The organism is Paenibacillus sp. MMO-177 (genome assembly GCF_037147795.1).
GTDB lineage: Bacteria > Bacillota > Bacilli > Paenibacillales > Paenibacillaceae > Pristimantibacillus.
On sequence record NZ_JBBCUR010000003.1, the window covers coordinates 704,795 to 719,520 of the forward strand.

At 50.3% G+C, this 14,726-nt stretch carries 11 protein-coding genes; 3 read left to right on the top strand and 8 right to left on the bottom strand.

All coding sequences use genetic code 11. From position 1 onward, the window contains the following. Nucleotides 1–153: 153 nt before the first annotated feature. Entirely contained in the window at nt 154–4,380 is a 4,227-nt protein-coding gene (locus WFK81_RS14625) for a DUF5057 domain-containing protein (protein ID WP_336787128.1), read from the top strand. 60 nt (nt 4,381–4,440) lie between these two features. Here the strand turns inward: WFK81_RS14625 and WFK81_RS14630 are convergent, their stop codons facing one another. From WFK81_RS14630 to WFK81_RS14645, 4 genes are all read right to left on the bottom strand, one after another. After that, the gene (locus WFK81_RS14630) at nt 4,441–6,192 is read right to left on the bottom strand and encodes a hypothetical protein (RefSeq protein WP_336787129.1); all 1,752 of its coding nucleotides are present in this window, start codon (nt 6,190–6,192) and stop codon (nt 4,441–4,443) included. A gap of 12 nt (nt 6,193–6,204) precedes the next feature. Further along, the gene (locus tag WFK81_RS14635) at nt 6,205–6,729 is read right to left on the bottom strand and encodes a PulJ/GspJ family protein (RefSeq protein WP_336787130.1); all 525 of its coding nucleotides are present in this window, start codon (nt 6,727–6,729) and stop codon (nt 6,205–6,207) included. Then, entirely contained in the window at nt 6,713–7,270 is a 558-nt protein-coding gene (locus tag WFK81_RS14640; RefSeq protein ID WP_336787131.1) for a type IV pilus modification PilV family protein, read from the bottom strand. Before WFK81_RS14640 ends, WFK81_RS14635 begins: the two co-directional genes overlap by 17 nt. Before the next feature lie 185 nt (nt 7,271–7,455). Then, nucleotides 7,456–8,082: an O-methyltransferase gene (locus tag WFK81_RS14645; RefSeq protein ID WP_336787132.1), complete on the bottom strand. Its 627-nt coding sequence runs from the start codon at nt 8,080–8,082 to the stop codon at nt 7,456–7,458. A gap of 125 nt (nt 8,083–8,207) precedes the next feature. Here WFK81_RS14645 and WFK81_RS14650 point away from each other — a divergent pair, with 125 nt between their 5' ends. Both WFK81_RS14650 and WFK81_RS14655 read left to right on the top strand, forming a co-directional pair. Then, nucleotides 8,208–9,344: a THUMP domain-containing class I SAM-dependent RNA methyltransferase gene (locus WFK81_RS14650; RefSeq protein WP_336787133.1), complete on the top strand. Its 1,137-nt coding sequence runs from the start codon at nt 8,208–8,210 to the stop codon at nt 9,342–9,344. Nucleotides 9,345–9,365: 21 nt separating this feature from the next. Further along, nucleotides 9,366–11,438 (top strand): LTA synthase family protein, encoded by a 2,073-nt coding sequence (locus tag WFK81_RS14655; protein WP_336787134.1) that lies wholly within the window; start codon nt 9,366–9,368, stop codon nt 11,436–11,438. Between the two features lie 70 nt (nt 11,439–11,508). Here the strand turns inward: WFK81_RS14655 and WFK81_RS14660 are convergent, their stop codons facing one another. The 4 genes from WFK81_RS14660 to WFK81_RS14675 all read right to left on the bottom strand — a co-directional run bounded on the left by WFK81_RS14660 (nt 11,509) and on the right by WFK81_RS14675 (nt 14,586). Next, nucleotides 11,509–12,933, bottom strand: a complete 1,425-nt coding sequence (locus tag WFK81_RS14660) for a PDZ domain-containing protein (RefSeq protein ID WP_336787135.1) — start codon at nt 12,931–12,933, stop codon at nt 11,509–11,511. An 82-nt stretch (nt 12,934–13,015) separates the two neighbouring features. Next, nucleotides 13,016–13,318: an iron-sulfur cluster assembly accessory protein gene (locus tag WFK81_RS14665; RefSeq protein WP_127496923.1), complete on the bottom strand. Its 303-nt coding sequence runs from the start codon at nt 13,316–13,318 to the stop codon at nt 13,016–13,018. Between the two features lie 61 nt (nt 13,319–13,379). After that, nucleotides 13,380–13,616 (bottom strand): hypothetical protein, encoded by a 237-nt coding sequence (locus tag WFK81_RS14670; RefSeq protein WP_336787136.1) that lies wholly within the window; start codon nt 13,614–13,616, stop codon nt 13,380–13,382. A 73-nt stretch (nt 13,617–13,689) separates the two neighbouring features. Next, nucleotides 13,690–14,586: a M14 family metallopeptidase gene (locus tag WFK81_RS14675; protein ID WP_336787137.1), complete on the bottom strand. Its 897-nt coding sequence runs from the start codon at nt 14,584–14,586 to the stop codon at nt 13,690–13,692. Nucleotides 14,587–14,726 lie beyond the last annotated feature (140 nt).

The following is a 14,726-nucleotide window of genomic DNA, read 5'->3' on the forward strand; positions in this document are numbered from 1 at the left end:
CGGAACCAATTTTGGCAATATTTATTCTATTAATTGTTGCATCTATCGACCCACTGACTTAAACTGATTATAGCGCATAATTACTAGATTTCAATAATTGTTTTAGGTATAAGGAACTATATAAAGCGGATGTAAAAATAGGAGGATAGGGCTATGAAACTGCTTGATTTTCAGAAAAAGATTTCCATCACCTTAGTCGCAACTCTCCTCGGGTCGCTATTCGCATTTGCAGGTCTTCCCGCAAAACAAGCCGAAGCCGCGGATACGTTCGACCTGGGACTTGTTGCGCTGAAATCGGTCGAGAAAAGCAAATACGTGAGGGTAACGTATAACAACTCTACTCCTGTTGCCGACTCGGACAAGGCGTGGACGGAAGAGCTTTACGTATTGGCTAAGTCGGGCAGCTATTACACTTTGAAATCGAATAATACGGGAAAATATTTAACTGCCGGCAGCAACAGCACGTTGACCGCAAGCAGCGATACCAATACGAGCGATAGCCAGAGGTTTTCGATTACACCTAACGCCGACGGAACCGTTTCTTTCTATTCTTTAGGAAAGAGCAGGTATATAAGCACAACTTCATCAAACAATAATCTGCGTCTTAGCAGCGCTACGACCATTCAAATCTCCCAAAAATTTAAACTTACCTCCTTCCGAGATTCCATTCATATTCTTGAAATAACCGAATCCGGAGCATCAGACCTCTCCTCGATACTCGGGAGCAGCTCTCCCGTTCCCTTCACCGTCGATACATACAGCATGAAGGAATTTGTTGCTTCCCGCGATGATTTGGACGGTAAATACGATGCGGTGTACATAGGAAAGGGCACCTTGGTGGACAAAGACAACAAGGCAAAGACGCCATACAGCATGTCTTTGCTCAGCGCGCAATCCCAAGGCAGTACAACGCAAAGCAATAACCACAACACAAGCAGTATTCAGAACGATATCACGCAGCTGAAGGCAAACGAGATTACGAATGATTTTATTAATAAAGGCCTTCCGGTAATCTTTTACAACGATTCTTCCACAAGGAATGGCATTGAGTATCAGGCGGATTTAAGCTCAAGCTCCAAAGCTTTGCTGAAGAAAAATTTCTTGCCTTATAAAGACGGAAGCACGACAAACGCCATTTTCGTGGATTCATCCAACATCTCATCCGCAGCGAACTTTATGAGCAAGACAAATCTGCTGGAGAAAGCCAATATTCGTCCGCAATTGACGGTAACGAGCAAGCCAACCGAATATACAACAAACCAAGTTAGTCAATACAAGGCCGGCGACAAAATCACCTTTAAATACACCATTGATAATGTAGGGGATATTAGCCAGAAAAATATCGACGTCAATCTTTACATCAGCACGGACAGCGCAATGCCGTTTGGCGCCGAGCAAGTTGCAGCTACCCAGCAAGCTGATAGCGCAAACGGCACGATTTCTTATACGCTGCCGAAAGGCTATTCCGGCATCCAATATTGGAGGCTTGAAGCGGTGGATTTCAATACCAAGCTAAAGGATTATACTTCGGGGGTTTACCGTTTCCAGGATCAGAAGATCAACATTAAGGTTCTTCAAGTTATGCCGAACGACAGCAATGCCAGTACGTTAAATAATACGAACAACATGAGCTCATCCTATCTCGTTCCGACAACCGGCAGTAATAAAGACGCTTATAGCATAAGCATTGATGTCATGAACATGAACGCGTTTAACAGCACGGGCTACAAAACCTTAAACGGAAAATACGATATGCTGATCTTCGGCTTTGGCGATATTTACAACAACAACGCTCCAATTAACGATGATGCCGCAGCAGCCGTAATCGCCTTCATAAACACAGGACAAAGCGTCATGTTCACTCATGATACGATCTATAACAGCAGCAACTCGAACAGCAGCAACTGGCTCAACAAATTCCAGACGATTACCGGTCAGATTGCGCCGCGAACCGATCTGGGTCTCGGAGCGCCGGAAACTTCAACAACAACGGAAAAAGTGAATGACGGCTTATTGACGCAATTTCCTTTCCTGTTGAGCAATACAACGAACGTAGCCACAACGCATAACCAGTATTACACGCTTAACTTGGAGGATCCGACGGTTATCGCTTGGTATAACATGAGTGGAGGCAAACGGACATCCGGCGACAGCTGGAACTCCTACTACACTTACTCCAAGGGGAATGTAACGTACTCCGGCTCCGGGCACACGAACAGCCGCTTTCCGGACTGGGAGCAGCAGTTATTTGTCAATACGATGTACCGGGCGTATATCGGCTCTAACCATGCTCCTCAACTGACGGTTAATTCGCCAGTTGATTACAACTCGGCAAGCAATAACTTTATCCCATCGTATCAGAGCATCTTGCTGAACTATCAGGTGGATGACTTTGACCTAGCAGACCGTGAGCTGAAAACAACCGTAAACTTTATTTACGGAGGAGAATCTCATCCCGTTTTCAAGAACAAAACCGTTCTTTCCGGTGGTACGATTAACGAACAAGTGGCTAATCCGTTTCCTAATGGAGGAGACATGCAAATCCAGATTATCGCCGAGGATAAGAGCGGGGCGCAAGTTAGCCAAACGATTAATGTAAGAGTCGTAAAGGTAGAATCCAATATCGATTTAAGCCGTACAGTATCCAGCAATGTAACGGATAACCGGGTACAGACGAATTCAACCGCAACGTTTACTTACACGGTTACTCCTAAGCCAATTGCATCTAGCGATGCTTTGCCCGCTGACCAAATGAAAATGACGAATGTTACTTTCAGCGAAACCTTGCCTGCGAAGCTGGAAGTCACCAGCCTTCCAAGCGGCTGGACAAAAGCCGGTTCTGCAGCCACCGGCTATACGATTACAGGAACATTAAGCCCTATTACGTATACTTTAAACGGCGGTTATTACACTGCAGTACCTGTTTCGTTCCAAATTGGAGTTAAGCCTACTGTTGACGGCTTGTACCCGCTTCAAACCGCAGCGCTTACGTTCAACGATATCGGCCAGCAAACCGCAAGAACCTTGACATTCCCTGGTTATGTTCTGGAGGCTGTTACCCGACTGACCTCGCTTAGCTTAAACAATACTACACTGCTTGTTGGCGACAGCCGGAGAATGATCCCGACCTATGCGCCGCTGAACGCAACCTATGCTTCAACTTACATCTGGGAATCCGACCGCCCTGATCTTGTAACCGTGGACGGCTCCGGCATCATGAGAGGCGTAGCAGCCGGTACAGCCCATATCACGGCTAGAGCAACGGATGGCAGCGGATTAACGGCTACAGCAGCGGTAACCGCTATTGTACCGGGCCTTAACATTGTTGGTCAGGACCGTGTCGCGTCAGGCGATTCGATTGACCTTTCTGCCAACCTATATACGGCGGACTATGAAAAGATTACAAGCCATCAATGGAGTATTAAAGACGGCGCGAGCTGCATCGCCTTAAACGGAACAACCAGCAGCACCGTTTCCGTGGCAGGCAAAAGCGTAGGTAATGCTACCGTCCGCCTTACGGTTGGAACCGACCAGAATCATACGTATACGAAAGAAATAAGCATTACCGTATTTAAAAAAGTAACTTCTATTACTCTAACCGGCACGACCATGATCGTTGGCTCCGCCTATCAGCTTAATCCTGTTGTGAAGCCAACGGATGCAACGGATAAATCGGTTGCTTGGCTGCCTAGCAGCAATTCAAGCGTAGCAACCGTGAACAGCTCCGGGCTTGTTACAGCCGTAAGCGTTGGAGAAGCTACTATTACGGCTCAGGCGCAGGATGGCAGCGGAGTGACGGGAAGCGCGGTTATTAAGGTTATCGATCCGGTTCCTGTCATTTCGGGGCCAAGCTCAATTGAGCTTGGAACGGACGGAACCTTGTCTGTTGACCTGCCAACAGCAACCGGCGACGAGATTACGTCCTACGAATGGACTTCTCCATTCGGCACGGGCCAGGCTGACGTGAAGGGTTCCACCACAAGTAAATCGCTGACCTTTAACGGCAAAAAAGCAGGTAAAGTAAAAGTTAAGGTTACGGTTCATACGAAGAATGGAAAGGTCTACTCTGCCGAACAGGAGATCACGATCAAATCGGTTACTCTCCGACTCGAGAGCACCTACCGGATCCAGCTTGGCAAATCCAAAGATTTGCTTGCCGCCCTTGCTTCCAGTCCAGCTGCGGGCAAAACGAATATTAAAGGCGATCTGCAGTGGTCATCGGGCAATACATCCATTGCAACCGTAGACGGCAGCGGCCGCGTAACCGGCGTAAAAGCTGGAACAGTAACAATCACGGTTACTTACAGAAATGATCCTTCCATCAATGCCAAAACAACGATCATCGTGGAACGAAGCACCTCCAGCGGCGAGAAATATTAATACGGCAGCAAAAAAAGCCCCGCTCTTATACAGAAGCGGGGCTTCATTTCGTACAATATCCTATGTACCATTAGAGGATAAGAGCTGCTTTTTCCCCACAATAACGCTTAGCTTCTTGACGCGGGGCAAGCCTTCATATTGATTCTTGAAGAAATCATAATTGTAGTTAATAATAAACCGGGAGTCTTCCTTAGCGAGCGCGCTTTGCGGCCTTGCATCGAAGATGATATCGGCATCTCCCGGAGAAGCTTTGCCAAGCACGGCATTAATCGTTAAATCTCCCTTCGAGAAGAAACCTCCCCGCAGCCAGAAGATTGAACCAACCCCATATAACTCCGCATCTTCATCCGTATAAAAGAAAGCATCCAGGATATTAGAATCGGATTGGGTTGGGTCATATTGGCCGTAATCCTTAAAGGAGTCCACCTTATTAACCAGTACCGGTCCTTTCGAGATCAGGATTAACTGCTTGCGCTCCCCATTGGTCTGAATGCCTTTGATTTGCGCGTCCTCAATTGTTGTACTCCCGAGCGTAAATATGGTTGAATCCACTTGAACGCTATCGCTTATAAATACATTGCCTGTCACCAGAATATTGGCTTTGACCACCAGCGGATCGCTGGAATAATTCGAAATCGTCAGATCTCCGTTTACGATTAGCCATTTATGGTTGTCCTTCTTAGCCGAATCCGTGAAAATCAGACTTTTGTAATCCAAGCCATCCAGCTTCAAGTCACCATTATACAGAACCGTATTGGATAGAGAATTGAACTGTACAAAATATGCCTCGTATTCCTTCAAAGCTGTGTCATAAGCATCCATTGCTGCCTTATCGTCCAAATCGGTAGGCAAAGTTGGCTTTCCGGGAGGACCGGAGGTCACCGTTACCCCGCTGCCGTTCTTCAAAACAGCCGCCAAATTATTGAACCTCCCCGATTCTCCGCTATGCGCCAATCCATAATCGACAGCCGCCTTTATACTATCGCGATCAACGATATTTGTTGCTTCCTGCGCTTTATCAACAAAGGATTCCGAGACGTTAATCGAAATAAATTTTTTCTGGTCCCGTAGCTGAATTTTGCCGTTATCCACTCCAAGAATCTGCTGCAGCGTCAGATTTGTTCTGGAGTAAGGCTGATATTGGCCGTTAATCTTGTCCTGAACCTTAATGGAGTCCATATTCTGTACGTAAATATTGCCGTCGAAATACGGATACTTCGTATCCTTTTTATTCGGGTCATTGTTATAAATGTACTTCGCGGTGTTATCGATTAGAAACTCGTGACCGGCATAAATATTGCCCCGTCCATAAGCAGCGCCGTTAATAATAACATCGTTCTCCGAGCCAAAGGCATAATTCAGGAAGTCCGGGTAAGCGCCTATCGTAATCTGCTGGGTAAGCCGCCTTGTTACGCCGTTAACAACCGCCTCTGCCGTCAGGTTCAACTTGTAGCTGGTCTGGTCGCCAACGCTTTCCTGCTGCGTTGTAATATCCGTAATTTTACCGCTGGCTCCCGGCAGATCGGTACTGGTCGTCAACCGTTTCAATTGAACAATACCCGCCTGCATCAGCTGCGAGAGCTCGTCCGGCGCGATGTCTTCCCTGCCGTTATACTTCGTGACAAGAAAAGAGGCGGCTTCATTTAACGTTTTTTCCGCCAGATGAAGGCTTTGTACATCATTCTCGCGCGTCTCTGCCCGTGTTGCCCCGCCCAGCGTCGAACTGACAACAGCCGTTCCCAATATGGTGAGCAGCAAGATCATAAACAGAACCAATACCAGAGCGTAACCGCGTTCCCTCTCGCTCTCCATGCACCCTTCCCCCTAAAACCCGAATTTGCTTTCCAGAGTCAGCTGCTGAGTATGACCGTTATGATTCTGCTCGAGAACCAGCCGGATCTCAATGAGACCGCTGCTGCATTCCGTTACATTCGTCTTGCATTTGAGTTCAATGAATGAGGCTTCGGAGGATGGCTCTGTCTGACTGGGCATATCTATATCTGATCTGGTATCAATCGTTCTGCTGCCGATGCGAAGCTGTTTATTCTGAATAAAAATTTGCCGTTCTTCTCTAGTTCCCGCATCGCGTACGAGCGTAATGCCGTTTGTGCTTGCCGAAATCAGATCTGGCCCGTAAGCATAGAGCTCCGTGATAATGGAGGACATCAGCAGATCCGCATCATCCCGCAAAGCATTTTCCGTCTCAATTCGGTTATATGTATGGATACCAAAGGTAACGACGGAAAAAATAACGCCTGCCGCAATCGACAGCAGCGTCATGGCCGCTATCAGCTCCACAAGCGTCAGCCCGCTTTCCTCGCTGCGCCATTTTTTAACGAACTCTCTCACTTGCGATATATCCCTCCACTTCCGCCGTATTACGGGCGCTTGCCGATCCGTTTGCTACCTCTACCCGCACCATAACGGGCAGCAGCTCATCAGCCATGTTTTTCTTGTCCGAATCGAGGAGCATCCCGTCATGGATATCTCTCTGATAGATAACGGAAATGGTATATTGCACGCCGTTAATATTGGGGTTCAGTATCTGCTGTAAGATGGCCGAATCTTCTGCCAGCTGGCTCACTGCTGCATCGCATCCGGTTAAGGGGCAGCTGATGGCCGTGTTCGAGGAATTCGAAAAGTAGGTCTGTATCGGTCCAAATCGCTGCTTCTCCATATAAAACAACGCGTTGCGGGCAAGATTGACCATAACCGTCTTGCTCTGATTGCCTTTCGCGTAAGTGAGCGCATTCGTGAAGAAGGAAGTCAGCACCAGGCTTACAACCGATAAAATAACGAGAGCAGCAAGCACTTCCACCAAGGTTAATCCGGATTCCTTATGGCCATGCCGAATCCATTTCATATCATAAGCACCTACGATCCACTGCATTATTCTGAGGATAAAACCATTTCCATTTTACTATAAACTAGCTATTTTTACCATGAATAGTAGTTCTATTTTCATAGTTTTACCTTAAAATTAAATGAGCCCAAAGAACCAATGCTTAATATGGACGGAACAAAAAAAAGAGCGATAATGCCGGGAAGCATCATTGCTCTTCTCTATGGCTTGCTTTATTTAACGATCGCAATCGCAAGACCGTCATATCCCGGGAGAACGGTGCTCATCAGGCGTTCGTCGCTTGCAATCCGCTGATTGAAATTGCGGACGGCTTTGACGGACGGGCCTTCCTTAGCAGGATCCGTTGTACGGCCCCGCAGCAGAATATTGTCGCCGATAATAACCGCACCCGGATTGGAGAGCGCAATCGCATGCTCCAGATATACCGGGTAACCTTCCTTGTCGGCATCTATAAAGAAGAAATCGAAGGTTCTTCCCTCTTCCTTCAGCCTCGCAAGGCTTTCGCGGGCATCCCCGATGATATATTCAACGGCATCGCCAAGACCCGCTTCCGTCATATGCGCCTTGGCTACTTCCGCATATTCTGCCTTCAGCTCTAATGAAGTAAGCAATCCTCCTTCGGCTAGGCCGCGGGCAATGCAAATTCCGCTGTAACCGCCAAGCGCGCCGATCTCAAGCGCCGTCTTTGCCCCATTCATCTTGGCGAGCATCGTCAAAAGCCTGCCGTATCCGTCGGCTATCGATATATCGGGCATGCCGCGGTCGGCGATCCCTTTTTTCGTACGGACCAGATCCTGATCTTCCCCATATAGCCCGTCAACGTATTGTTCGTCTGTCAATTTACTCTCAACCTCTCTATTTTTACAATTTGTAAAAGCTACCCTCTTTGTCCTATACTTGATTGTATGATTTTGACCGTGTGGATACAACTTGTGTTTTCACAGGTAAGGGGAGAATTGTAATCATGACAACGATTAATCTGATCGCTACCGCACCGATGGGACTGGAAGCGGTCGTCGCGCGCGAGCTGAAAACTCTCGGCTACACAGACCTTCAGGTGGAGAACGGCCGCGTCCGTTTCACCGGGCAGCCGATCGATATTTGCCGCACAAACCTGTGGCTCCGCTCCGCGGGACGCATACTCGTAAATATGGGCGAGTTCAAGGCGACAACCTTCGAAGAGCTTTTCGAAGGAACAAAAGCGCTGGATTGGCCGGAATGGATACCGGAGGACGGAGAGTTTCCCGTTAACGGACGTTCGCAGAAATCGCAGTTGACCAGCGTTCCCGCCTGCCAAAGCATCGTCAAGAAAGCGGTAGTCGAGAAAATGAAGGACCGCTACGGAACCGAATGGTTCCATGAAGACGGCGGCCGTTACGTGATTGAAGTGACGCTCATGAACGATATGGCGATGCTGACGCTTGACACAACGGGAGCAGGTCTGCACCAGCGCGGCTACCGCAAAGTATCGACCGAAGCGCCAATCCGCGAGACGATGGCTGCAGCTCTTGTTGACCTCAGCCGCTGGAATCCGGAGCGTCCGCTGTATGATCCTTTCTGCGGCTCCGGCACGATTCTCGTGGAGGCTGCCATGATCGCCTGGAATATCGCTCCAGGTCTTCGCCGTTCGTTCAACGCGGAAGGCTGGCCGCTTGTTCCTCATGAGCTGTGGGATGAAGCGCGGGAAGAAGCTTTCGACGCGGTGAAGGATGATATCCCCCTGCAAATCGCAGGCTCCGACATTGATCCTTACGCGATAGAAATTGCGGAAGCCGCGGTTAAAAAGGCAGGTTTTGGCAAAGAAATTAAGTTAAAGGTTATGCCTGTGGCAAAGATTAAGCCTGAGGGCGATTATGGCGTCATTATTACGAACCCGCCTTACGGCGAGCGGCTGGGCGACGACAAGGACGCGGAAATGGCCTTGATGCAATTCGGACGCTCCGCTCTTTATTTGCCGACATGGTCCTTCTTTGCCATCAGCCCGTCCGCAAGCGTCGAGCATTATTTCGGCAAGCCGGCGGATAAGAAGCGCAAGCTCTTTAACGGCCGAATCCAATGCAACTATTATCAATTCTTCGGCCCGCTGCCTCCCCGGAACTAAGAGAAAGGATTTTTTGCGTTTATGTTAAGTTATACCGAGCAACCTAACGCCGTACGCCGCCTTATGCGATTTACGCTGGAATGGCTGAATCGCCTTAAGGGCGTCGACGTTATCCTCTTTTTTATCGTTATGCTGTTAAAGCAGCTCTGGTTCAACAAGTTAATCCATGTCCCGAATATGGATATGGACGGCTATGATACCGCTGTAGCGATCGGCACGCTGGCTCTTGTCACCTTCTGGACAATCTGGCTGCCAACCCGCGGCCGTATTATTGCCCTGATTGCGCTGAACCTGCTGCTATCGTTTATGATGTACGCAGACTTAATCTACTACCGTTACTTCCAGGACTTTATCTCCGTACCCGTGCTTCTTCAGGCGAACCAGGTAGATTCGCTAGGCGAGAGTATCGGGACGTTAATGCATGCGAAAGACTTTCTGCTTGGAGTAGATTGGCTGCTGATCATTCCGTTCGCGGTTTATGTCATCTGGAAAGGCCGTTCGGATCTCCGCAGAGATTCCAATGGCTATGGATATGGCTATTCCTCTCCTCGGAGAACGCCGCTTTGGCGTAAAGCCGTCATTCGCGTAGCCGTTAGCGCCGCAATCTTTGCAATCGGGATGTCGATGTCGCTCGGCAACATTAACGAAGCGAAAAAAACATGGGCGCTTGGTCTGTTCGACGGCAACTGGTGGAATGTCTCGCTGTATAATGTTACCGGTATCGTTGGTTTCCACGGCTATGATGTGTACCGTTACGCGAAGCTGCATTGGATCGATTCCGAGCAAGCTTCCGCCGAAGAAACGGCGGAGGCGATGGCGTGGACGGAAGCCCGCGGCGATAAGCGCCAATCGCTTGAATCGGATCCTACGTTTGGCGAATACAAAGGCAGCAATGTCATTGTGGTGCAGATGGAAGCTTTCCAGAACTTTATGATCGGCAAATCGATCGGAGGCCAGGAAATTACGCCAAATCTGAATAAGCTGGTGAAGGACAGCGCGTATTTCAGCCAGTTCTACCACCAGACGGCCCAAGGCCGGACTTCGGACGCCGATTTCCTGAGCAACTGCTCGCTGCAGCCGATGATGAGCGGCTCCGTCTTTATCCAGTATGCGAATCATCAGTACAACTGTATGACTAGTGCTCTAAAGGACAACGGTTATACAACCGCCGCATTCCATGCTTACGAGGGCGGCTTCTGGAACCGGAATACGATGTACGCCAATATGGGCTACGATACGTTTTACAGCAAAAAAAATTACGAAATGGACGAGCCCTTAGGCTGGTCGCTAGGCGACAATTCGTTCTTCCGACAGTCCGTGGATCTGATGTCGAAAGAGCAGCAGCCGTTCTATTCTTTCCTGATTACGTTATCTAGTCATTATCCGTTTACGATGCCGGAATCGGAACAGCAGCTGAATGTCGGCGAGCTGGACGGCACGATTATGGGCGACTATTTACAGGCCGTTCATTACGTCGATGCATCCATTGGTACCTTCATCGACCGGCTCAAGGCTGAAGGGCTTTGGAACAACACCATTGTTGCTTTCTATGGCGACCATGACAACTCGATCCGGGATTGGAGCTTGTTCGAGACCTTCCTTGGACAGCCGCTGAACGATCTGCAGCGGGAAATGATTCTGAAGCAGGTGCCGTTTATCCTCCATCTGCCTGACGGCAAATACGCCGGCACGCATACGAACGTAGGCGGACAGCTTGATGTCACGCCAACGATCCTGCATTTGCTTGGCATCTCGACGGCTGACATGACGCTGCTTGGCCAGCCGCTTCTTACGAGCCAGCCGCAAAGCAAGCTGGTCGTGCAACGGAACGGTGCCTTCACGGACGGCACCGTCTACTATATGCCTTCTGGCGATGCCGTTGCCGAGAATGGCAAGTGCTGGAACATCGCCGCGAATAAGCTTGGCGATGTTCAGAGCTGCCTCGGTGCGGTGGAAGACGCACGCACCGAGCTCTCTATGTCCGATCAAATCGTACAACACGATTTGATCGCATCCTTCCGCGCAGCCGCCGTAGAGGCAAGCGCTGGCGGCGGCGCGGCAACCGCCGCCATTACAAGCGGCGCGGGCAAGTAGCGCCGCGCACAGCATAAAAGGGCTGTCCCCTCGGGTCAATCGACCAAGAGGGGACAGCCTTTTTTTATACCTATTCCTTCGCGTGCGCCTTTAGCCAATCGAGCACTTCGTCAATGGTTTTCACCGGCACGATGTTGAGCCCAGGTGCCGCCGCCTTTGCTTCTTCTAGCGAAGCTGCAGGCACGAAGAACACTTCGGCATCGGTGCGGCTGACGGCGTAGGCCTTCTGCGGGATGCCGCCAACAAGGCCAATCGAACCATCCGGCTCGATGGTGCCGGTGCCGGCTACCCGCACGCCATGCGTTACTCCGCCCGGCGTCAGCTGATCGATAAGCGCCAGCGTCAGCATAGCGCCATGCGAAGGTCCGCCGATATGCGCGATGTAATGGTGGTAGGCAATCCGGCGCGGGATATCCGCGTGCCAATCATTTTCTGCTCCGATGCCAAAGACGGCGCGTTTCGGCAAGTCTCCGGACGCCTCGGCTTCACCTGTCGGTACCTGAACCTTAACCGTCTCTTTGCCCCGCCGGAGCGTCACTTCCACCTGCTCACCCGGTTTGACCTGGTTCACCATATAATCGGTCAGCTCCGTCATGTTACTGATCGATTTGCCGTTTAACGCGATAATAACATCGCCGGCCTTAATGAAGGACTTGGCCGGAGCATTATCCGCAACGGCAAGCACGCGGGCGCCGGTGAGCTCAATTCCTTTGCCGATCCCCGCTTTGCCCATTGCTATAGCTCCTGCTACGTCATCGGCTCCTTGCTTCATCTGCACAACTTCGGTGTAAGACTCCGTTAATGGCGGTTCATTCTTGCTCCTCTTCTCGAAGCTGTACATCGGCAGCAGCTTCGCATACAGCCAATCCGCCGGCACGGCAATCCGCTCGAAGACCAGCACGCCGCTTATGCTGCCTACCGGCTTGCCACCTTCTACATGCGCGTACCGGTTCATGCCCATCGTTAAACCCGGATACGTGACATTATAGGACGTGGGAAATGCCAGGCAGGCAAATAGCGCAGACAATAGGACAAGCCCCACCAGGCTCCGCCAAGGCCATCGAAGTCCTTCGCCTCTGCCCGTAAGCCTTATGTATACGGTATCGCTCCAGATTAGATCGACAAACAGCAAAATCAGGCCAATCGCGAGCACGCATAGCCCGATAAGGAGATCATTCGGCTTTGCGAGCAGGAACGCAACTCCAGCCGCGCTTACCGCAAGAAGCAGCGTACGGACGGTAAGCAGCAGCCACCTTCTTTTTCCTCTGCTTAATCGGCCCTGCTCCGTCCATAACCGCCTCATCCCGATCAGCGCTCCAACGCCCCACAGCAACGGGATAACGGCAAGGCCATACAGCAGATCGTCGATCATATCGATCCAGAGCATGCCGGCGGAGGTCCGCAGCGGCGCGGGAAGCCAGATCAGCTCTGCGGCGAGGATAAACAGCAAGACCACCATGATTCCGGCCAAATAATAACGAGCATGACGAACCATTCCAATGTTCCTTCCCCTCAATTGATAAAAAGACCCAACATCTGATGTTGAGTCTTTTCCAAATCGTATCTATTCCTGCTCTTTAGTGGTCGCCGCTGTTGCCTTTGGACGGGTTCGTTACCGCAAAACCCTCTTCCGGCACGTAGAAGTAATCAATACGCACGCCGTCAAGGAATTCGTTGTCCTTCTCTAGGATAACGTCGATCTCTTTATCCGTCGATACCACAACGTCCTTCTCGTTAGGCTCGTCAATCGCCATGCCGTAATGCGCATGGTCGCCATGCGAATGCGTCACGTATACGCGAAGCTTCTTGCCTTCGTTCTCGGGCTTGTCCAATTCCAATTTCAGTACTTTCGCCGCATTGCGCGTAATTTTGACGTTCATTCTATTCCACTCCTAAAAAGAATTGTGAATTCCTAAGCATACACCAACCCAATGGTTAACATTACCTGATCCTATTATACTTCTTCTCCATTCTCCGGGCAAACCATTCGGCGAGCAGCATCGTCACCGCGATATCGTCAATGGGGACGAAAGGAAGCGCATCGGGCAGCACCCAATATAAAATAACCGGCACAAGAAATAATAATTTATCGGTTATGGCAACCTCTCTGGAGACTAACAGCTTATAGATCCGGACAAATGTGCTCTTCCAATGCCGGAGCGAAAGCCATTTGCGCATGAGGCACACCACCTTCATCAGCTTTTGCCGATCATTATAGCACAGGTGTGCCCCGGAATCATCTTTGCCCCCGTCAGCGGTGCAGCCGCAAAAATTCCGTTAGCAAAGGACCGATCTTCGAATACATGCCGTTAAACGCTCCGGGAGGCAGCGGATTCACGCCGTAACCTGCTTCAACCGTAAAGCCCGGCCTGCGAAAACGTTGGATGAACCAGTCCTTATACCCGGCATCGCTTCCCGTAAGCTTTACCGGCTTGTAGCCGCTTGCCCGGCCAAGACGCTCTGCAAGGCCTTCGGCTTGCTCCGGCTCGTATTCCCGGTAGTTCCAGTAGATCTCCTCGCCTTGCGTATGTAAAGCAAGCACGGAGTCGAATTGCAGCGATAACGTCAGACGGGCAAGCGCCTGGGCTTCAGGCTCGCTTAACGGAAACGGTCCCGGAAAATCCCGGGGACCCGGCCCCTCCATTCCTCTGCGAAGCCGTTCCTCTTCCCAGTGGGCAGGAAATTGATCATTCAGGTCCACTCCGCGTATATTCGCTTTCCATTGATCGAACTGCTCGGAGCCTTTATTCCACAGCAGGAGCTGCTGCCGGAACGGATTGTCCGCATCAACGCCTTCGAGCGCCAGCTGAACGCCGTCGGGATTCACCATCGGAACAATCCATACCTCCGTCTCCCGGTACAGCTGACAGGCCTGTTCCCCGAACAGATCGCCATCTTGCGCGCATGCCCCGGCCCATTCTTCAACGAATCGCATGAGCAGCGGAGTGGTAATCCATTCATTCGCATGGAAGGAGCCGTTTATATGAATACGCCTTGTGCCTTCCCCGCATTTAAGCGCTACAATAGGTCTGCCCAGTACGCTATGCCCTATGACGTATCCCCGGACAAAAGGATAAGTGCGCATCAGTCTGTCGCAATCCGCCACCGTCTCCCGGTACCCGTATTGCCCGTTAACGAGCTCTTGCATGCGGTTACTCCCCCTTGTTATCGAACATTGGCTGTAATCTTTTATCATGCTATTCATGCGAACTGATGCACATGCCAACGCCTGGGCTTATAATCCGTGCAAAACAAATATCATCATGTCACTCGCGTACTTTCTATATG

What these genes read in the sequence shown, in the direction of transcription:
- WFK81_RS14670 (WP_336787136.1), bottom strand. Translation starts at nt 13,616, where the DNA reads ATGCGCAAATGGCTTTCGCTCCGGCATTGGAAGAGCACATTTGTCCGG.
- WFK81_RS14650 (WP_336787133.1), top strand. Translation starts at nt 8,208, where the DNA reads ATGACAACGATTAATCTGATCGCTACCGCACCGATGGGACTGGAAGCG.
- WFK81_RS14625 (WP_336787128.1), top strand. Translation starts at nt 154, where the DNA reads ATGAAACTGCTTGATTTTCAGAAAAAGATTTCCATCACCTTAGTCGCA.
- WFK81_RS14665 (WP_127496923.1), bottom strand. Translation starts at nt 13,318, where the DNA reads ATGAACGTCAAAATTACGCGCAATGCGGCGAAAGTACTGAAATTGGAA.
- WFK81_RS14630 (WP_336787129.1), bottom strand. Translation starts at nt 6,192, where the DNA reads ATGGAGAGCGAGAGGGAACGCGGTTACGCTCTGGTATTGGTTCTGTTT.
- WFK81_RS14640 (WP_336787131.1), bottom strand. Translation starts at nt 7,270, where the DNA reads ATGCAGTGGATCGTAGGTGCTTATGATATGAAATGGATTCGGCATGGC.
- WFK81_RS14675 (WP_336787137.1), bottom strand. Translation starts at nt 14,586, where the DNA reads ATGCAAGAGCTCGTTAACGGGCAATACGGGTACCGGGAGACGGTGGCG.
- WFK81_RS14660 (WP_336787135.1), bottom strand. Translation starts at nt 12,933, where the DNA reads ATGGTTCGTCATGCTCGTTATTATTTGGCCGGAATCATGGTGGTCTTG.
- WFK81_RS14655 (WP_336787134.1), top strand. Translation starts at nt 9,366, where the DNA reads ATGTTAAGTTATACCGAGCAACCTAACGCCGTACGCCGCCTTATGCGA.